Annotated in this window: 18 protein-coding genes and 1 pseudogene; 10 read left to right on the top strand and 9 right to left on the bottom strand. The window is 69.3% G+C overall.

All coding sequences use genetic code 11. The features are described from left to right. Positions 1-28: 28 nt before the first annotated feature. From ACFYX3_RS24900 to ACFYX3_RS24885, 4 genes are all read right to left on the bottom strand, one after another. The gene (locus tag ACFYX3_RS24900; protein WP_389017272.1) at positions 29-820 is read right to left on the bottom strand and encodes an SDR family NAD(P)-dependent oxidoreductase; all 792 of its coding nucleotides are present in this window, start codon (positions 818-820) and stop codon (positions 29-31) included. Then, positions 817-1,896, bottom strand: coding sequence for a hypothetical protein (locus ACFYX3_RS24895; RefSeq protein ID WP_389017269.1), 1,080 nt, complete (start codon positions 1,894-1,896; stop codon positions 817-819). The genes ACFYX3_RS24900 and ACFYX3_RS24895 overlap by 4 nt, the downstream gene beginning before the upstream one ends. Continuing rightward, complete coding sequence (locus ACFYX3_RS24890; protein WP_389017266.1) at positions 1,893-3,800, bottom strand: nucleotidyltransferase domain-containing protein; 1,908 nt, start codon at positions 3,798-3,800, stop codon at positions 1,893-1,895. Before ACFYX3_RS24890 ends, ACFYX3_RS24895 begins: the two co-directional genes overlap by 4 nt. A 77-nt stretch (positions 3,801-3,877) precedes the next feature. Beyond that, a complete protein-coding gene (locus ACFYX3_RS24885; RefSeq protein ID WP_389017263.1) occupies positions 3,878-4,081 on the bottom strand; it encodes a hypothetical protein in 204 nt (67 codons plus the stop codon). Positions 4,082-4,447: 366 nt separating this feature from the next. Here ACFYX3_RS24885 and ACFYX3_RS24880 point away from each other — a divergent pair, with 366 nt between their 5' ends. The 3 genes from ACFYX3_RS24880 (at position 4,448) to ACFYX3_RS24870 (ending at position 7,705) form a co-directional block, all read left to right on the top strand. Further along, a complete protein-coding gene (locus ACFYX3_RS24880) occupies positions 4,448-5,812 on the top strand; it encodes a tetratricopeptide repeat protein (protein ID WP_389017260.1) in 1,365 nt (454 codons plus the stop codon). Between the two features lie 16 nt (positions 5,813-5,828). Continuing rightward, positions 5,829-6,695 carry a glycosyltransferase family 2 protein gene (locus ACFYX3_RS24875; protein ID WP_389017257.1) on the top strand — a complete coding sequence of 289 codons (867 nt, stop codon included), beginning with the start codon at positions 5,829-5,831 and terminating at the stop codon, positions 6,693-6,695. 575 nt (positions 6,696-7,270) lie between these two features. After that, positions 7,271-7,705, top strand: coding sequence for a hypothetical protein (locus tag ACFYX3_RS24870; protein WP_389017254.1), 435 nt, complete (start codon positions 7,271-7,273; stop codon positions 7,703-7,705). A gap of 164 nt (positions 7,706-7,869) precedes the next feature. Here the strand turns inward: ACFYX3_RS24870 and ACFYX3_RS24865 are convergent, their stop codons facing one another. Beyond that, positions 7,870-8,706, bottom strand: a complete 837-nt coding sequence (locus ACFYX3_RS24865; protein ID WP_389017251.1) for an alpha/beta fold hydrolase — start codon at positions 8,704-8,706, stop codon at positions 7,870-7,872. Positions 8,707-9,548: 842 nt separating this feature from the next. Between ACFYX3_RS24865 and ACFYX3_RS24860 the strand changes: the two genes are divergently transcribed. Then, a complete protein-coding gene (locus tag ACFYX3_RS24860; protein ID WP_389017248.1) occupies positions 9,549-10,319 on the top strand; it encodes a GNAT family N-acetyltransferase in 771 nt (256 codons plus the stop codon). Positions 10,320-10,778: 459 nt separating this feature from the next. Here ACFYX3_RS24860 and ACFYX3_RS24855 read toward each other — a convergent pair whose 3' ends face one another. Next, positions 10,779-10,973: a hypothetical protein gene (locus ACFYX3_RS24855; protein WP_389017245.1), complete on the bottom strand. Its 195-nt coding sequence runs from the start codon at positions 10,971-10,973 to the stop codon at positions 10,779-10,781. Positions 10,974-11,206: 233 nt separating this feature from the next. On the opposite strand from ACFYX3_RS24855, the pseudogene ACFYX3_RS24850 reads away from it, so the two are divergent. Together ACFYX3_RS24850 and ACFYX3_RS24845 are read left to right on the top strand one after the other, a co-directional pair. Continuing rightward, positions 11,207-11,365, top strand: a pseudogene (locus ACFYX3_RS24850) (sulfurtransferase); the annotation flags it as partial. A 181-nt stretch (positions 11,366-11,546) separates the two neighbouring features. Further along, the gene (locus ACFYX3_RS24845; RefSeq protein ID WP_389017242.1) at positions 11,547-12,467 is read left to right on the top strand and encodes an alpha/beta fold hydrolase; all 921 of its coding nucleotides are present in this window, start codon (positions 11,547-11,549) and stop codon (positions 12,465-12,467) included. A gap of 61 nt (positions 12,468-12,528) precedes the next feature. Here the strand turns inward: ACFYX3_RS24845 and ACFYX3_RS24840 are convergent, their stop codons facing one another. Both ACFYX3_RS24840 and ACFYX3_RS24835 read right to left on the bottom strand, forming a co-directional pair. After that, positions 12,529-12,912, bottom strand: a complete 384-nt coding sequence (locus tag ACFYX3_RS24840) for a DUF6009 family protein (RefSeq protein ID WP_389017239.1) — start codon at positions 12,910-12,912, stop codon at positions 12,529-12,531. 198 nt (positions 12,913-13,110) lie between these two features. Continuing rightward, positions 13,111-14,613 (bottom strand): phage/plasmid primase, P4 family, encoded by a 1,503-nt coding sequence (locus ACFYX3_RS24835; RefSeq protein ID WP_389017236.1) that lies wholly within the window; start codon positions 14,611-14,613, stop codon positions 13,111-13,113. A gap of 620 nt (positions 14,614-15,233) precedes the next feature. On the opposite strand from ACFYX3_RS24835, the gene ACFYX3_RS24830 reads away from it, so the two are divergent. From ACFYX3_RS24830 to ACFYX3_RS24815, 4 genes are all read left to right on the top strand, one after another. Next, positions 15,234-15,662: an Ohr family peroxiredoxin gene (locus ACFYX3_RS24830; protein WP_389017233.1), complete on the top strand. Its 429-nt coding sequence runs from the start codon at positions 15,234-15,236 to the stop codon at positions 15,660-15,662. Positions 15,663-15,759: 97 nt separating this feature from the next. Further along, a complete protein-coding gene (locus tag ACFYX3_RS24825; protein WP_389017230.1) occupies positions 15,760-15,951 on the top strand; it encodes a hypothetical protein in 192 nt (63 codons plus the stop codon). A gap of 248 nt (positions 15,952-16,199) precedes the next feature. Then, positions 16,200-17,639: a dihydrolipoyl dehydrogenase family protein gene (locus ACFYX3_RS24820; protein ID WP_389017227.1), complete on the top strand. Its 1,440-nt coding sequence runs from the start codon at positions 16,200-16,202 to the stop codon at positions 17,637-17,639. Next, entirely contained in the window at positions 17,636-18,238 is a 603-nt protein-coding gene (locus ACFYX3_RS24815; RefSeq protein WP_389017224.1) for a GPP34 family phosphoprotein, read from the top strand. Before ACFYX3_RS24820 ends, ACFYX3_RS24815 begins: the two co-directional genes overlap by 4 nt. A gap of 191 nt (positions 18,239-18,429) precedes the next feature. On the opposite strand, the gene ACFYX3_RS24810 is transcribed toward ACFYX3_RS24815, so the two are convergent. Next, positions 18,430-18,984: a hypothetical protein gene (locus ACFYX3_RS24810; RefSeq protein ID WP_389017221.1), complete on the bottom strand. Its 555-nt coding sequence runs from the start codon at positions 18,982-18,984 to the stop codon at positions 18,430-18,432. Positions 18,985-19,134: the final 150 nt, after the last annotated feature.

The following is a 19,134-nucleotide window of genomic DNA, read 5'->3' as shown; positions in this document are numbered from 1 at the left end:
GGCGGTGCTTCTTCCTGTACGTGTCGGATCAGTGGAGGTGCCAGCCACCGTCGACGTGCAACGACTGGCCGGTGATGAACGATGCGGAGGGCGCGGCGAGGAACGCCACCGCGGCGGCGACGTCCTCGGGGCGACCTCGGCGGGGCACGCACTGGCGGCGGACCTGGTCGCTAGGAGCGGTGCTGTACCGGTCGTTGGAGACGTCCTGGTTGTCGACCTGGATGGCTCCGGGGAGCACGGTGTTCACGCAGATGCCGTCGGGGCCGAGTTCGCGGGCTGGGGAGCGTGTGAAGCCGAGCAGTCCGGCCTTGGCGGCGCTGTAGGCGGTGAGGCCGCGGCGCCCGACACGGGCGTTGACGCTGCCGATGTTGATGATGCGGCCCCACTGGTTGCGGATCATGCCACGTGTGACGGCCTGGCTGACGCGGTAGTGGATCGTCAGGTTGACCTCCAGGGCCTGCGCCCACTGGGCTTCGCCGGTCTCCTGCCATTCGACCCGAGGATAGGCCCCGGCGTTGTTCACGAGGATGTCGATGCCGCCGAGCTCGGCGCGCACCTGGTCCTCCATCCGGGTGACGGCGTTCGGGTCCGTCAGGTCCGAGTTGATCTCGATGGCCGAGCGGCCCTCGCGGCGAACGTCGCTGATCACGCTGCACGCGTCGTGGAGCTGGGCGAGGTGGTTGACCGCTACGGAGGCGCCGGCCGCTCCCAAGGCGCGGCTGATGGCGGCCCCGATGCCGGTCGCGCCGCCGGTCACGAGGGCCACCCGGCCCTGGAGGGGCTGGGCCAGGATGGGGAGTTCAAGGACGGACAGGGTCATCGTCGGCCCCTTTCGCTGGTGATCGAGGTACGGGCGAACTGGTCGAGCGTGACCGCGCGGGACTGGGACTCGGCGAGTTTGGCCAGGACGAGGAGCAGGGCGTTGCCGGAGAGCGTGGTGGGGTCGAAGACGCCGAGGATACGGGCCGTGAGGAAGCCACGGATCTGACGCAGGAAGTTGTCAGGCTCGATGCCGGCGGCAGCGGCGAGATCGATGTGGATGCGCTCGATGAGGCGGTGCAGAGCGGCGCGGCGACCGTGCCCGACGTTCCAGGCGTAGGTGATCTCCAGTCGCCGGTCGGTCGTTGAGAGGTCGTACTGCTCGATGCGGGGAGCGACAATAGGTGGCAGGGCGAGCCGGAGCGTACGGGCGTAGACGGCGGGCTGGAAGACGGGGACGAGCCAGCCGCCCATGGCGAGGAGATACCACAGCAGGTTGGCGATCTCCCCGACCAACGTGTTGCGCCCGGCGTACTCGAAGTCCAGCCAGCACATGGGCTCGGCGATGTTCGGCTCCGTCGGATCTCCTTGCGTGACAGCCGTGATCCACCGACCGTCCCCGCAGAGGAGTTCCCGTGCGTCCTTCACGATGACCGGAAGATCCAGCCGCACGGGCACGCCGTTGACGACGAACTCGTACGTGACCAGGTCGCGCACGGAGAGGGTGCGGTTCTTTCCGAGGGAGATCATCGGAGGGTTGCGGAGATACCAGCTTCCGATCCGCCCGCCGGGCCGGAGTCGCTCCGGGTAGAGCGCCGGGACACAGGTGGCGAGCGTGCTCCAGCAGCCCGTAGCGTCGCCGGCGGCTCGAAGATCGTCGCAGACCGCGTCGATCATGGTGGTTACACGGCCGGTTTCCGTCGGATCGAGGTCCGCCATGCCGATGACGTCGCCGAGCAGCAGCGAGCACCGGCCGGCCGCGAAGACGTCCTCGTACACCACCCCGTGCGCGGCCTCATCGACGCTGAGGAGACGCGGAACGCGCAGGTGGGAAGAGACCGCCTCCCACCCGCGCGCCTCCGCAACGACCGCACCCGGCCGGAGCTCCTTCCGGAACACGTTGCCCGGCGCGCTCATGCGTCGGCAGGGGGAGAGGAGAAGGTGCTCAGCCAGTGCCGCAGGATCATGTGGGCGAGCGCCTCGGCCTTGGCCGGCTGGGTGCGTGCCCCGCGGCGAACCTCGCCCTGGTCGCCCGGCTCGCGCTGGAGGAAGAGAGCCAAGGCATCGTCGTCCGAGGGGCACTCCGCGCCCTCGAAGCGCAGCATGATCTTCGCGAGGAGCGCGGTTACCTTGAACAGCGAGCGGAGATCGGGCGCGCCCCGAAGGATCTGACGCCGGATCTCCATGGCCGCCTGGACCCCGGCCTCCACGCTCGCGTCCACGTCGTGCGTGACATCAGGCGCGGGGAGGTCGAGATCGGGGCTGCACCACAGGGGGGTCAGAGACCCGGAGCCGATGAGCGCGAGGACGTGCAGGAGCCGCGAGGTGACGGCACCGGTTCGGCACTCGTCCTGGCTGAGGACCGTCAGCCCCAGCTTCACCCCGCCGAGATCCTCCTCCAGGCCCGCGAGGATCTTCCGGAAGGCGGGCAGGTTCCGGTGCTCGGCGACCACGAACACATCGAGGTCGCTCCAGCCGTGCTGATACTTGCCGCGGGCGCCGCTACCGGTGACCACAAGCAAGTCGATCAGGCCGGGTTCCTGGGCGACACGGTCGAGCAGCGACGACGGGTACGCCTCCAGTCGGACGGGCAGACCGAGGGAGTCGACCGGCGCGGTGACGGGGTGGCGAAGCGGCCAGCGCTGCGAGAGCGCAATCCGGTCGAGGCGGCGTTCGAGCGCCAGACGGGTCCCGTCGTTGTTGACGGTGTCGTCGGCCGGATCGGCGATTCGCGCGGCCCCGCGCTCTTCCTTCACCTTGTCGCGCTCGATCACGTCCGTCGGCCCGCTGGTTCCGCGTTGGTGTCGGATGTGCTGGGCAGCGTCCATGTAGAGGACGCGCAGCTGATCACCCAGCATCCGCCGCAGCTCGGCCGTGGATTCGGAGTCGTGCAGGGACTCGATGCTGACCCGGTCGAGGAAGTGATGTGCCGCGCAGTAGCAGTCGAGGCCGTCCACGATCAGCTCGGCTTGAACGACCGGGGCGAGTTCGTAGGGGTCGTCGATGCCCGCGTGCAGTGCGGAATCGGCGAGGAGGTGACCGATCTTGAGCCGTCCGAATCCGTGCCGCAGACGCAGGTACTCGCCGGCCGTGCTCTTCCCGCTTTCGGACAGACCACCCAGCGCGATGACTTGAACCCCTGGCAGCGCCCGCGCGGGCAGAACCGGGTGGACGCGGTGGAGGCTCCGGCGGATCGCGTCCTGGACCGCGACAACCGGACGGTCCCCGACGGCGATCTTCACGCGGAAGCGGCCCTCGTCGACCAGGCGGTTGATGTGGGCGTGGAGGTGGCCCTGGTAGTCGACGTACGTGGGGGTGACGCTCTTCTCGTGCGAGAGACTGCGCTGCGCGCCGATCACGGGGTCCGGGTCGTGGATGAGCAGGACCCCCTCCTCGGCAGCCTCGAAGACGGCGAGGTCGTTCTGAAAGGGCGATAACAGTTCGCGGACCCGGTCGGCCGCGTGGTCCACGTCGAGGTGCTCGCGCACCCCGACCGTGGCCGCGAGCGAGGCTTCCAGCATCGGGATGCCCCGGTCCAGGAGCCGGACCTGTGCCGTGACCTTCTGCTTCGCCCTGGTGATGTACGAGCTGGCGAGAACGTCGGCGACTTCTTCGATCGGGCCCGTCTCGAACCACCAGACGCCCGTGCCGTCGTTCTTGATGCGGGCCCAGCGCGGGTCGAAGTCGTCCAGGGGCCCGCCGTGCTGGGCCTGCGGTCCGAGCCGGCGGGCGAGAATCCCGATCTGCTTGGTCTTGCCGACGTTGTCCGGACCGCTGAACGCGATCGTTGCGCCGAGGGGGATGGGGTGCGGCTGTTCCATGACCTCTTCCTCCACTTCCGTGGGAGGCCGAATGCCGAAGGGGTGGACGGCATCAGCCATGCGGGGGGCCTGATAGGTCAGGGGATGAGCTGGATGTTGTCTGCGGCCGTCGTCCACTCGATCCCGCCCCTGGGCCGAATGTGTGCGAGCCGCACGGTGCCGTGGCTGTGGAGCTCGTGCGTGACGGCGACGAGGACGCCCTCACCACCCGAGGCGATGTCGCGGACGTTCTCGTCCAGGAGCGGGTGTTGTTCGTACCCGTCCGGATCAACCGGGTTCACGTCCTCGCCTCCGGCCGGGCCTCGACGCGGCGCATGAATCTCTCCCAGCCGTCGGCCGCCCGCAGACGCAGGGCTCGGCTCGGCGCACTCGGCTGGGGCTCTGTCGGCGTGCACGTCCGGCCGCTCGCGCCGGGGGGCCTACGGGGCAGTCCGGAGGTCGTCACGGGGTCGCTCCTCTCGTACGGGGCAGCAGGGGGTCGCGGGGTTCGGGACGCGGCGCGGCCTGCTGCTTATGGGGAGGCGCCCGGAGGGTCCTTTCACCTCCGGGGGCGTGTGAACAGTGAACTCTCCTGCACGGAAAGTGAGTACCGTTGACCTGTCGCGAACTCGTTCAATCCGTTCAAGATCGCTTTCAAGGAGCAGGAAGTGGCGGTGAGTCGCACACCGAACGGCCGATTGGCGGAAGTCATCGACGAGGCCGGGGTGACGTACTACGCGCCGGCCAGGGAGATCCGCACCGCGGCGGCCGAGGCCGGGGTGAAGTTGAGCACCGGGCCGTCGGCGATCGCGTATTGGGTCGCCGGCGGTACACCATCCGGACAGACGCCGTTCTTCATTGCCGAGGCTCTCACCCGAAGGATGAAGCGGAAGGTGACGGTTGCCGAGATCGGTCTAGGCTGCGCAGCCAGCGGGGAGGCCCTGGGCGCCGATCCGTTGGCCACCGCTGCCGACCTCGGGAGATTCGTGATGCTTCGACGCAGGGATTTCCTGAACTCCGCTTTCGCCGCCGCTGCTGTCGCTCTTCCTCTCGGCTACGACCACGAAGCTGTCGCCGCCACGCTCAAGGCCGCTGAGACCGGCGGAGGCGTCGGCGCCGAGGAGGTCGCGACGGTCCGGATGCTCACCGAGACGTTCAGAAGCTCGGACGAGAAGCTGGGCGGTGGCCACGGGCTGACCGCGGTCACCGCGTACCTGACCGACACCGTCACCCCCATGCTCGCGGCACGCTTTCCGTCCGACGCCGTGCGCCGGCAGGCGTTCGGAGCTGCCGCACAGTTGGCGACGCTGGTCGGCTGGAAGCACCACGACCTCGGCCGCGAGGGCGTCGCGCAGCAGTACTACCTGCTCGGCTATCAGTTCGCCTGCGAGGCCGATCCGAACGGTCACGCGGCCTGGATGATGCGGGCCATGACCCACCAGGCGCTCGACCTCGGTCATCCCGACGCGTGCGTGGAGCTGGCGGAGGAGGCCCTGCGCCGGGCCTCGGGGAAGGTCGACCGGCGGACCGAGGCGTTGCTGCTGGTGACCTGCGCCAGGGCGTACGGGACCAGCAAGGAGAGCGGGAAGGCGGCGCGGGCGCTGCTGGCGGCCGAGGACGCGGTCATGGACGTGCGGGAACCGGTGCTGTCGTTCGCCGCCGCCTCCGGGCCCGTGACGGCTACGGTCGCCTCGCACACGGGCAAGACGTTGACCGCGATGAAGGACTACGTGGCGGCCGAGCGGCACTACCGCGCCGCGTTGGCGGACCGCACGCCGGACACCTATCAGCGAGTGCACGGCCTGACCATGGTCAACCTGGGGAAGTCGGTTGCCGCCCAGCATCGCCACGAGGAGGCCGTGGGTCTGTGGAACCGGTCCCTGGACTTCATGGACGGCGTCGTCTCCGACCGCAACAGACAGGAGATCAAGACCATCTGTTCAAGGGCGGCCGGGTACCGCAAGCGCGGTGTGGCCGGCGCCAGAAGCCTGGAACAGAAAGCGGCCGAGCTGCTGCGGCCCGAGAACAAGTGAACAGGGAGTGGACGCCATGAACGTGGGCGTGGTGGTGCTGACGATGGGCGACCGACCCCAGGAACTCCTGACGCTCCTTGACTCGGTGGCGAAGCAGGAAGGCGAACCCGCGACGGTCGTCGTGCTGGGCCAGGGCGTGAAACTTCCCCGGCTCCCGGAAGACGTCTCGGCCGTTGAACTGCCGGAGAACCTCGGCATCCCCGGCGGCCGGAACGTCGGCGTGCAGGCGCTCCGCGAACACGGTGACGTGGACGTGGTCGTGGTCCTGGACGACGACGGGGTGCTGCCCCGCACCGACACCCTCTGCCTCGTCCGGGAAGCGTTCGAAGAGAATCCGCGCCTGGGAATCGTGAGCTTCCGGATCGTGGACGAGGAGGGGACCAGCCAGCGAAGGCACGTCCCGCGCCTCGGCGGTGCTGATCCGCATCTGTCCGGCCCGGTCACCACGTTCCCGGGCGGCGCACACGCCATCCGCATGAGCGTGATCGACCAGGTCGGTGACTTCCCGGCGCAGTTCTTCTACGCGCACGAAGAGACCGACTTCGCGTGGCGCGCGCTGGACGCCGGATGGGAGATCGACTACCGGGCCGACATCGTCCTGCGGCACCCGCGCACCGCAGCGTCCCGCCACGCCGTCTACTACCGCAACACCGGCCGCAACCGCGTCTGGCTGGCCAAGCGCCACCTGCCCGCCGTCCTGGTGCCCGTCTACCTCGTGACATGGGCCGCGTACACCCTGGTGCAACGTCCACCGCTGGCCGGGCTCAAGGAGTGGTGGGCAGGATTCTTCGAAGGAGTGCGCGTGCCGTGTCCGCCGCGGCGTCCGATGCGGTGGCGGACCGTGTGGAGGATGACCAGGTTGGGCAGGCCGCCGGTGATCTGAGACGACGTAGCGCTTGCTGGTCCGGATCCGCTCCGGGGCGGGGGTTTCGTGCTGGGGAAGCGGCGCTGGCGTTCCTGCCGGACGGAGCCGCAAGGAGGCCGCGTCCTCCAGGTACGGGCGACTGGAGGTGAGCCACTGGATGCCGTCCAGGTCCACGTAGTAACCAAGCGGTGGCTCACCTTGGCGGCGCGCACAGCGAGCGGCAGCCCCACAAAGCCTTGGCCGGCGACGAGAACGTCCATGAGGACTCCAATCTGGGCAAGGAGCACCGCTGTGCCCCCTGGTTTCTGTGGTGATGCCGGTACGTAATCCGGCGGCCACACTCGGGCCCTCAGTCCGGTCGGTGCTTGCGCTGCCTCCGGGGTACTCGGCGGCCGAGGTCGCAGCTGCCGTCGTTGCGCAGCGCGTGGAGGAGAAGCGCAAGGTCGGGATCACGCCCAAGGGGGGTGCCGGAAGAAGAGCGGCGCTGCTCCTGCCGAGGGGGTGGCGTCACCGGTGACACCCAAGGTCTATAGCCCTGTCGAGAACCCACCGTGCCTTCCGTTCATCCCTACGCGGAGGTAGGGGACGCACAGGTGACAACCCCGGACGGGGAGACGGACGCGGGCAGCGGCGTCATCGAGGACCAGGAGCAAGCGCCCGCTACGCGGGGTGCCTCGACGGAGTACGGCAGCAGCGACAGGAGCGCCAGGCCCCGCTCCAAGCGGGTCGTACAGCCGGTGTGCGCGATACCGGGCGTGGAGGTGCTGAGGGCGGTCGCCGAGGCGCCGGAGTGGACGATCACGCATGCCGACTCGCTGCGGGACCAGGGCATGGTGGTCACCGGGATGCTGGAGAGCGGCTTCACCGCTCAGGAGATCCGGCACGTGTTGCTATCCAAGCCGCTGCCGCAGCCGGTACGCACCACGGCCGGCGCGATCGTCGCCCGTCGGCTGCGAGATCTGATCGCGGTCGGCCCGTCCGCCGGTGTCCGACAGATCCCCGCACAACAGACCAACGACCATGCCTGAGGACGGCAGGAACCCGGGATCCGGGACGAGACACCGGTGCCCGATGCGCTGTCGGACAAGCGCGCAACTGGAGGCGGAGGTCGCGGCAGTCGGCCGACACCGCCCCTGCGCCGGAGATGAGGGCCTGTGCCCCCGCCCGCGGGGAGGGGCACGACGCCGGGGCACTACTTGGCCAGGAACTCCAGCAGCGCCTCGTTGACCTCGTCCGCGTGGGTCCACAGCAGCCCGTGAGGTGCGCCCTCGATCTCCACGTACTCGGCGGAGGGAAGGGCCTGGTGGAACAGGCGGGCCGTGGACTCGACCGGCAGGATGCGGTCGCGCGTGCCGTGCAGGATGAGCGACGGCACGTCGATCTTGGGGATGTCCTCGCGGAAGTCGGTGCCCCAGGTCAGCGGCGCGGCGGTCGCCGCGTGCGCACCGCCGCCCGCGGCCACGTTCCAGCTGTTGTGGACGGCCGCCTCGCTGATGCGCGAGCCCAGGTTCTCGTCCAGGTTGTAGAAGTCCTGGTAGAAGTCGGTGTAGTACGCGAACCGGTCGGCCTTCACCGCGTCGGAGACGCCCTGGAAGAACTCCGCGGTCGCCGCGCCCTGCGGGTTGTCGTCGGTCTTGAGCAGCATCGGCTCCAGCGAGCCGAGGAAGGCGGCCTTGGCGATGCGCGAGGAGCCGTACGTGCCCAGGTAGCGTGCGACCTCCCCGCTGCCCATGGAGAAGCCGACGAGGACGGCCTCGTTCAGGTCCAGGGTCTCCAGCAGGCGGTCGAGGTCCGCGGCGAAGGTGTCGTAGTCGTAGCCGACCGTGGGCTGGCTCGACTGGCCGAAGCCGCGGCGGTCGTAGGTGATGACGCGATAGCCGGCAGCCAGCAGCGCGGCCGACTGCTTCTCCCACGAGTGCCCGTCGAGAGGGAAGCCGTGAATGAGGACGACCGGCTGTCCGGTCCCGTGGTCCTCGTAGTACAGCTCGATGTCGGTGGTGTTCTCCTGGCCGACGGTGATGAACGGCATGCTTGGTCCCTCTCGGACGGGGTGATTTCGGCAGGTGCGCAATGCCGGACCGGCGGTGGGTCACGGGACGGCGAGGTGCTGCCGTCGTGTTCGGCTCGCGAGTCCAGATTCGTGGCAGGAGAGGCTCCCGCGTAACCGTCGAATGACTCAAAAACGGGCGCCTCGGTACCACCCTCCCCACGTGCCCGTTCTGGCTCTTGGTGCGGCCGGGGCAAGGAGATCCGGGAGTCCTGTGCAGTCAAGTGACTGAGCCCGGCACCCGGACACCAGCGCCATGGAGCGTCCCCGCAACGGGTTCCCTCAGGTGGTGACGCTTGTTGCCGTCCAGGAATGAGAGTCGCGGCCAGTACGAGGTGCTCTACCGCGCCGGCCCGCTCGAGCACCGTGGCGCCGAGCAGTCCCGTACCGCGCGGCAGGGTCATCGCCAGGAATCCGGCCACGAAGAGGGGGAGGGCCGGAGGGCGCTTGTCGCTCGCGTCGTCCTGGCCGTCGCAGCGCTTGCGGAGGACGACGGCCGTCCGGGCTGTCTGCGCGGTGGTGACCGCCCTGGTTCCGGGCAGGTGGGCGGCGGAGATCCCGAGCAGTACCGCGAGGGTGAGCGCGGTGTAGCCCCGGAGCTGCGCACCTCATGGATGCCTCCGGGCGGGGCGAAGCCGCAGACGGAGTCCACCGGGTTGGTCACCACGTCCGTGGCGAACAGTGGCCGCGCGCCCGACACCCGCGCCGCGGTGCCCACGTCCCCTGGGACACATCGGGAAAAGGTGGTTCACTCGTCGAACAAACCACACACCTCGACAAAGTGAGGGATTCCGTTGACAGTTCTCGGTGACTCGGTCGAATCGATGGAGCAACTGGCCGTGGTCTGGCGGGCCATGGTGCTCGACCGGGACGGTGCCGCGGACGTCCGTGACCTCCCGGGCATCGCCGTTCGCTGGGCCGACTGCCGGTTCGCCTTCTGGAACTGCGTCACCCTGACCGATGTCGGCGCGGACGACGCTCTCCTGGAGCAGCGCCTGCGCGAAGCGGCCGACATCATGCGCTCGAAGAAGCAACCGGGCTTCCTGTGGGTCTTCGAGGACCTGATCGAGGACGACGCGCGCGCCGGCCTGGAAGCGGCGGCCGAGCGTGCGGGCCTGGTGCACGCCTTCCCCGGCACGGGCATGGCAGGGGATCTGCTGCCCCTGCCGGAGCCCGCCCATCCGGACCTGACGTTCGTACGCGTGTCGACCGACGAACACCTGACGGCGTACGCCGACCTCAACTCCCGTGCGTACGGCTTCTCCCTGGAGGAAGGCCGGGACGGCCTCGCCGGCTCCACCCTCTGGAAGGACCAGGTGCACGCCTACCTGGGCCTGCGCGACGGAGTGCCCGTGACCTGCGCGGCGACGGTGGAAGCGGACGGCCGGCTCTTCGTCGTACTCGTCGCCACGGACCCGGAGTGGGAGCGCCGCGGATACGGCGAGGCCGTGACGCGGAAGGCGCTGTACGAAGGGGCCCGCGCCACCGGCCTGACCCGTGCCACCCTGCACGCCACCGTCGCCGGTGCGCCCGTGTACCCGCGCATCGGATTCCGGCCGAACTCGCCGATGCACTTCTTCGCTCTGAAAGGCTGACAGCGTCCGGCCGGGTGCCTGGCGCCGCACGTCGTAGAGGCGATGGGCCAGCCCTCGACAGCGAGCCGCCAGCTCCCGGGACCCACCTTGGCGGAGGGCCCGTGGAAGTCGAAGCCGTGGAAGCGGGGGCCGCGGGAACGCCTTGGCCATGAGGGCGGGGGAGTGGCCGTAGCCGCACCCGACGTCGGCGACTGACGCGCCTTACCGGAGTTTGCCTCGATGCCTTCCCTGGCGGGGCGGCCACTCCTGAACGAGGGTCGCTTCGTACCCGGGCCGGAAGAAGGCGGCGACGCCCTCCGCCGGTTCCGTCCCGTAGTCCTGCCGGTTCCCACGCAGCCACCGTGGCGGTAAGCGTCCGCCAGGACGTCCTCGGCGCCGTGGAGCCCCACGGGGGTCACGCAGCGGAGTGGCCTCTCGTCTCCCCGACGCAGGCACGGCCTGCCATGGTCCACGAAGGATCTACAGACCCAGGTCGAGGGCCACGCACGAGTAGAAGCTCCACGAGTTCTCGGGGTTGTAGCCGGCGGCGCCCCTGCCGCCGGGATCGACATCCACCTCGGTGGTCATGTCCTCGAACGGGATCCGTCCGGGGAGCTTTCCGAAGCGCTCGTGCCGAGCGGCGGTAAAGGTGTCCTTGGCGACTTCATCGTTCATGACCATGCTCCACTTCGTCGACCGTGGATCGCGTCCTGTTTGTCGCTTTGGGCGACTGCTGCCAGCATGCATCGCCACTCGTCACCCGTCAAGACGGTGATGAAAATGAATCCTGCACATGTTTCTGGTTGTGTGGTGAACCACGGGAGGCCGGACACGCGTTCCCCGAATGAACACGGCCGCCCCTCCCGTGACCTCGTCGCCGAGGCGGACGACGAGGTCAGGCCTTCTGCGAGGACGAGCAGGTCGACTTGGCGGAGGACACCATCGCGTACCGCCGCATGCTCGTCCTGTACGGGCTGCTCGAGGTCCCGGACGTCAAGAACTGCGACGGCTCCTGGACCGAGTGCGGCTCCCTCGTCGACGTGCCGATCGAGCTCGGCGCCAACAAGCAAGCAGAGCTGACTCGGCTCGGTGGGACAGCGACCGGACTGGCTCACCCTTTTCCTCCGCAGTGTGAGACCTCGCCGCGAAGGGGTGCGCGTGAGTCACGTCACATTGGGGAACGTGAACCTTCTGGCCTGCCCAGCATCGTGTCGGTGTCAGAGATCCACACACCACGCGGAGGTTCCGATGAATTCGTCGATCGCGCACACCGACCCCCCCTCTCCGGGCACACACACGTTCCTACTGGCCGGCCTTGCCCTGCGCTATCACGTCCACGGCAAGGGCCCGGTGTGCGTGGCCCACTCCGGCGGTCCCGGGATCTTCTGGGAGTACATGCGCATGCCGGCTCTCGAAGAGCACCTCACCATGGTGTACGTCGAGCCCATCGGCACCTCGGAGGACAACCGCCTGCCCTCGCACCCGCACGGGTACACGCGCGATCGCTACAGCCACTTCCTGGAAGCGCTCATCAACCGGCTCGGCGTCCCGAAGGTGCATCTGCTGGGGCACTCGCATGGCGCTTTCGTCGCCGCCCACCACGCTCTGAACCGCTCCGAGCAGGTGGCGGGAGTCGTGCTGTACGAGGGCGCTCCCGTCACCGGCCCGGAGCACGGCGAGGAGGCGGGACGCAGGGTGGAACGCTTCGCGGAGAAGCATGCGGGCCACCCGGGGCTGCCCGATGTGCTGGCCGCGTTCGGGGAGATGTCGCGCATCTCCAGCGACGAGCAGACGGAGGCGGTGGCCAAGGGCGTGCTGCCGTCGTACTTCGCGGACTACTGGGGCAACGAGGAGCGGTACGCCCCGCTCAGGGACGCGATCCGCGCCACGTACATCTCGGGCCTGGACGAGGGACTCGTACCCGACCTCGTCGACGACCGCGCCGCTCTCAAGACGCTGGCGGTACCGGCCCTGGTGATCGTGGGCCGGCACGACGTCATCTGCGGTGTGCGCTGGGGACGCGAACTGGACGAGCTGATCCCCGACGCACGCCTGCTGATCCTGGAGAACAGCGGCCACCTGGGGCACGTGGAGGAACCCGAGGTGTTTGCTGAGGCGGTCCGCCGCTTCGTCCTGGAGACCGCCGTCCCGCAGGACGCGGCAGCGTAGGAGAACGGCCGGGGGTCACGTACGAGGGTGGAGCGAAGGTGACCCCCGCGCGCTTTGCCCTTCAGGGGGTCGATGCCGCGACGGCCGTGGAGCCGTTCTGAGACCTGGGCGTCTTCGCTCCCGGCTGCTTCGGGGCGATGGTGAGGGGGTCGACGGCCTCCCCCGGAGCACCCTCGCGGTAGAGGCCGTCGGGGAGGCTGTCACGGTCGTGCGGCAGAAGGAAGAACACCCGGCGTTTGTAGAGGCCGCTGTCCGGGTCCGGCGAGGCGCCGTCGTCCAGGAGGGCGTATCCCACCATGCGTCCGTCGCGCGCGTAGGGAGGCTTGGTGTTGCGTCGCTTCGTCTTGTCCAGGGCCTGACGGACGTAGTCGAGTCCGTCGAGGTCCTCCAGCCACACCACCTCGGCCTCGTGGATGAGGTCGCTCTCGGTCAACAGCGAACTCATGGCTGCAGTCTCTCCTTCGTCGGCCCCGTCCCAGCCGTGGGAATCGGCGGGGTATCCGTCCGTGCTTCGGCCCGCCTGCCGCTGGGCGGGAGGTCGTTCTGCCGGGGACACCGCCTGCGGCGTCTGCCGGCCATCGTAGAGGGCGCGACAACGGCGGTGCAGGCCCACGTCATGGGAAGAGCAGAGGTACGACGGTCGTCACGGCACCTCCAGCAACGCGATGCCCGGGTAGTACTTCCGGCCGTTCGACTTGACCATGTCGGTGGGGGAGGCCACCCCCACTTCCTGGCGGACACGGTTGGCGAAGGCCCGCGCGGTCTCGGGCCGAATCCCTTCCCCGGTGTGGCACCAGGAGCTGTACTCCGTGTAGAGCAGCCCTTGTTCCGCCCGCAGGTCCTTGCCGCGGTCGCCGTCACGCGTGCAGCGTTCGGCCAGGAAGCGGCCGATGTGGTCCTCCGTGGCGGCGTAGGCCGTGGTGGCGATCCGGACCCTGGCCGGGCCCTCCAGCGGGTCCCTGGTGCGCAGATAGCGCTGCGCACCCTCGACGAGCCAGTGCAGGATCCCCGGGCCTTCGTCGCGGACCAGTTCGAAGGCGAGGTTGTCGATCCTGCGGTGCGCCGCAACGGTGCGGGTGAAGGGCAGCAGGCGAATGCGCCGCCAGAACGCGAAACCGCCCGTGGAGACCTCGGGGTGGTGGTTGCCCAGCAGCCACAGGTGGTGGGTCGGCGTGAACGAGAAGTAGTCCTGCCGCATGCGCCGCGCCTTGATCCTGTCCCCACCCGTCAGGAGCCGCACGCGCGCCTCGTCGAACTTGTCGTTCGGCTTCAGCTCGCTGCACACGATCAGGCGGCGCCCGTGCAGTTCGGTCAGCTCCGTGGAGTGCTCCGAGACCGCACCGCGGTCCATCAGGAAGCCCGGTGGAGCGGCGTCCGCGTAGTCACCGAGTATCTGGATCATGATGTCGAGCAGGACGGACTTGCCGTTCTTGCCCTCGCCGTGGAGGAAGGGCAGCACTTGGGCCCCCACGTCGCCCGTGATCGAGTAGCCGAGCAGCAGGTGCAGGAAGTCGATCATCTCCCGGCCCTCGTCGTCGTCCCCGAAGGTATCGGCGAGGAACCGGTGCCATCGAGGCGTCTCCGTGCTCTGAGGGCTCACGGTGGTGGCGCGGGAGTGCAGGTCACGGGCGGGATCGGGCGGGCTGAGGCGTCCGGTGCGCAGGTCGACCACGCCGGCGGGGGTGCACAGGGCGTACGGATCGGCGTCCAGCCTGTCGGGGCTCACCGACATGTCGGGAGCGGCCTTGGCCTGCGACAGGAGCGCCTTCAGCCCGGCCGTCGACAGGCTGCGCCGCTTGTGCTGCGCGAGCTCGTGGTCGCTGTGGATCCCTCGCGGGTCCGTGGAGGGTATCTCCTCGGCCATCTCTCCGGCCGCCCACAGCGCGTCCTTCTCCCCTCCGCCGCGCCTCCACCGGTAGCCGTCCCAGGAGAACCAACCGAGGCCCTCCACATGGCGGAACTGGTTGCGATGGAGTCGTACGAAGAGCTGTGCGTTCCCTCTGTCCGAGAGGGAGGGAGGGAACAGCGGTGACACCTGGGAGGTCTGCCAGGCAGGCCCAGCGGCCGTCGGATCCGGATACTCCAGATCGAGCATCTGCTGAACGGCCGTCTGCGGATCGAGGCACAGTGAGGCTTCGCTGCTCATGGACGTCCTTTGTGGAGAGCGTCGCGAGCGACCACCGTGATCACGCGGCTGTCATGTTCGCATGGCACGTGAATCGTCCTTGTCGCTTCTGTCCGCCCGGATACTGCACACACCTGACGTGGGAAGCAGTCCGTGTCAGGGACTGAAGGGACCCTGATGCGATGAGAGTGTAATGCTCATCCTTGAAAAATGTATCTCTTCGGCCGGGATGACGTTTCTCTCCGTTCGTCGGTTCCTCGGTGATGTCCCATCGCATGTGTCTCCTCTCGTCGAAAGGCCGGCGCGAGAAGGCAATATCTGCAGGTCAGCGGTAGTGTGGGGCCCTTTCGTCAACCCTGCCGTGCCGCAGGACTCTGTCCGGCTGCGGAGTCTCCGCGCGGCCCCGACGGCCGGATGAGGTGTGCGCTTCGGGCTTGGGATGAGTCGGGCCCTTGCGAGAAGGTGTCGCGAGAGCGGCAGTTGGCATGAGGAGACATGTGTGATGAGCATGGGGAGATGAACCGTCTTGACTGGTGATGAATGTGATGCCATGATTTCGTCACCTCCTCAACCGGTTACGAAATCGAATCCGGACCGGGAGGTGTCCCACGACCTCTTGACCCAGATGGGGAGCATCAGCCATGGCAACCACCTACACCGCCCAGGTCAGCGTCGACGGAGAGGGCCGCAACGGCGGCCGCGTCCGCTCCTCCGACGGTCTGCTGGAGACCGGCCTCAGCCTCCCCAAGGAGCTGGGCGGTGCCGGCACCGCGACCAACCCCGAGCAGCTCCTGGCCGCCGGCTGGGCCGCCTGCTTCCTCGGAGCCCTGCGCCGTGCCGCGACCCTGCGCAAGATCCGGCTGACCAGCACCAGCATCACGGCCGAGGTCACCCTCACCCACGGCGACGACGACACGTTCTCCCTCTCGGCGGTCCTCAACCCCGTCCTCGGCGGTGTGGACCAGGAGACCGCCCAGATACTCGCGCAGGCCGCCCACCAGATCTGCCCCTACTCCAAGGCCACGCGTGACAACGTCCCCGTCGTCATCAACGCCAGCGCCGCGGCCTGACCGGCCGCCCCCTCGGACCGCGGGTCCCGCGTCCCCCGCGCGGGGCCCGCTCCTTTCTGTTCCGTCCACCCCACCCACTTGAGAACGAGGGCAGGACATGATCTTCAGAACGCGTACACGCACCGACGGACGCCGACGGCCCCTCCGCGCCTCCGCCGTCCCTCATGACCGGGCGATCCGGGCAGCGCCGCGCGAGGAGATCCAGTGGTCCACCGACACTCAGCTGTGGAGCTGGGCGCTGAGCGTGGCTTACGTCGGCTACAGCCCGCATTCCTCCAACCTCCGCTGACCGACGCGGAACGCCACCGTCAGGTGACTGATGCCGGACCCGTCACCGACGGCCGACAGTGGAGCGTGACGCGGAGGGGCAGGTCACATGCCCGGCGCGCGTTCCCCGTGTCGGCCGACCTCGACGGCGACGAGTGGTTCCTCCAGGGAGATCACAGAACGCACCCCCGGCCGCGCTGGGTCCCGCTCCGTCCCCGGCGCCCACCCGAGCATCGGCCCCGCGGACCCCATCCCACCACCGGAGGACGCATGACCACCGAGAACATCCGTACGTACGACGTCATCGTGATCGGCGCAGGGCCGGTCGGCGAGAACGTCGCGGACCGCACCACCGCGGCCGGTCTGAGCACCGTCCTCGTGGAGAGCGAACTGGTCGGCGGAGACTGCTCGTACTGGGCCTGCGAACCCAGCAAGGCCCTTCTGCGCCCGGCCCTTCTGCGTGCCGACGCCGCGCACGTCCCGGGAATCGACCCCTCCGTCAAGAACCCCCTGGACGTCGAAGCCGTCCTGGCCCACCGCGATCGCATGTCCGCCGACTGGAGCGACGACGGGCAGGTCGAATGGGTCAAGTCGGCCGGCATCGAACTACTGCGCGGACACGGGCGATTGACGGGCGAGCGCGAGGTGTCGGTGGAGACCCCGGACGGCGACACCGTCCGGCTGAGCGCGCGGCACGCCGTCGCCGTCTGCACCGGCAGCCGGGCCGACCTGCCCCCGCTCCCGGGCATCGAGGCCCTGAAGCCCTGGACCGGCCGGGAAGCGACGAGCGCTCGCCAAGCGCCCCGGCGCCTGGCGGTCGTCGGCGCCGGCGTGGTGGGTGTCGAGATGGCCACCGCCTGGCAGGCGCTGGGCAGCCAGGTGACCCTCCTGGTCCGCGAAGAGGGGCTGCTGCCGCGCATGGAGCCGTTCGCGGGGGAACTGGTCACCGAGCGGCTGCGAGAAGCCGGCGCGGACATACGCTTCGACGTCTCGGTCGTCGCCGCGGAACGAGCAGGCGACGGAGAGGTCCGGATCACCCTTTCGGACGGCGATGAAGTCGTCGCCGACGAGATCCTCTTCGCCACCGGCCGCGCCCCGCGCTCGGAGGACATCGGACTCGAGACCGTGGGACTCGTCCCGGGCGACTGGATGGCCACCGACGACAGCCTGACGGTCACCGCCGTCCCCGGGGACTGGCTGTACGCCGTCGGAGACGTCAACCGCAGGGCGCTCTTCACCCACCAGGGCAAGTACCAGGCCCGCATCGCCGGTGCCGTGATGGCCGCCCGCGCCCGTGGCGAACGGCTCCAGACCGGGCGCTGGGCGCCGCACAGCGGTACGGCCGACACGGACGCCGTTCCGGGTGTCGTCTTCACCGATCCGGAGATCGCCTCCGTGGGACTGACCGTCCGAGAGGCCGAGCGCACCGGCCGGGACGTCGAAGTCGTGGACTACGAGATCGGCCTCCTCGCGGGCGCCCTCCAGTACCGCCCCGACTACCGGGGCAAGGCCCGCATCCTCATCGACCGCGACCGGCAGGTCGTCGTCGGCGCGACGTTCGCCGGGCCCGGTGTCGGCGAACTGCTGTACTCGGCCACCGTCGCCATCACCGGGGAGGTGCCCGTCGAGCGACTCTGGCACGCGGTGCCCGCGTTCCCCACGATCAGCGAGGTGTGGCTGCGTCTGCTGGAGACCAGGAGGGACTCGTGACCACCGCACGCGACCTCGCGCTCTTCGTCCTGGACCTGCCGCCCGAGCGCGCCGTGGAGCCGGGAGACCTCTCCCTCGCGCTGGCGGGGGCCGAGGCGGTCGACCTGCTGAAGGGCGGGTCGTTGGCCCTGGACGGCGACCGCATGGCGCCCCGCTCCGACAGGGCAACGGGCGACCGTCTGCTGGACCAGGCCCTCGCCTCGGTCGTCCGGCAACAGTCGTGGCAGACGATCCAGAGCTGGCTGTGGCGCCGTGGCAAAGACCTTGCCGAGACCTACGCCCGGGACCTGGAACGAACCGGTCGCCTCGGCCGACCACGGAGACACGGGCCCTGGCTGGGGGCTGTACGGCCCCTGAAGGCCGACTCGGCCGAGCGTAGCCGCGCGAGGCTCCTCACCTCGGGCGATCCGGTGCTCGTCGCTCTGACGGCTCTTCTGGGAATCGGCGACTTCGAGCCGGGCACGGTCGGCGATGTGGACGGGGACGCTTCCGTGGCGACTGTGCTGGCCGCCGTCGGGGACGCGGTGACGGAGCTGGAGGCCGTACGGCTGCGCCGGGGTGTCGAGGCCGAAGCGTTCGACAACATGTGGCGAGCGTAGGTCGGGACGCGACCTCGCGCGCTCTACCGTTCGCTCGTTGCCGAACCGGAGGCGGGCTGCCCGCCGTCGGCCGGGCGGGCAGCCCGCGTTCGGACCGACGTCCCTCGGCCGGCGGGACCGGGGGCGCCGATGGACAAGGCACACGTGCTGCATCCCCCGGGGCTCGGCCGCGGTCAGGACCTGCGGACGCGTCAGTCGGTCGAGCCCGACTCGACGACGGTGTACATGACGGAACGCTGCTGCTTGTGGCGCTCGATGCGTCCCTTGGCGACCAAGGACTCAAGGGTGTTGCGCACCACCTGCGGCGTCGGGTTGCGGTCAGGGTGCTCCGCCAGCAACTCGTCCCGCAGCTCCTTCGCCAGGCGCGGTCCGTCGTGCTTGCCGAGCAGCTCCAGCAGGAGGTCACCGAGCAGGGGCTGACGCGACTTCCCCTTCGCGCCGGCCTTCGCCCTGTCACCCGCCCGGGCCTTGGCAGAGTCCGAGCGACGCGCAGGGGTACCAGCCGAGGCCCGCTTCGCCTTCGTACCGACGGGCTCGTCCTGCAGCTGCTCGGGCAGCCGGGACGGATCCGCGAAGCCCTCGTACCGCTGGGCGAGATTCAGGATGTCCGTCAGGAGGGCCTCCTCCTGCTTCAGCACCGCGATCTGTTCCGTCAGCTTCTGCTGGCGACGCCGGTTCTCTTCCAGGTCCGACGCGGCTTGGTCCACCAGCCGCGATCGGAGGGCGGCGGATGACTGGTTGGTCACAACCGTTTCACTCCCTCGATATGAATGTTGCTGCGCATGGTACCCATGCCCGGGCTCCAGCGTAGATAAGTGTCGATGCCAGAGCTGCGCACAAGCATGTTCACCTTTCAGAATAGGCTCCGATGTGCCGGTGTATGCAGCGGACAGCAG

Source organism: Streptomyces sp. NPDC002463, from assembly GCF_042889835.1.
GTDB lineage: Bacteria > Actinomycetota > Actinomycetes > Streptomycetales > Streptomycetaceae > Streptomyces > Streptomyces nymphaeiformis.
Note: the sequence above shows the minus strand (reverse complement) of the source record. Positions and strands in the feature narration are given on the sequence as shown.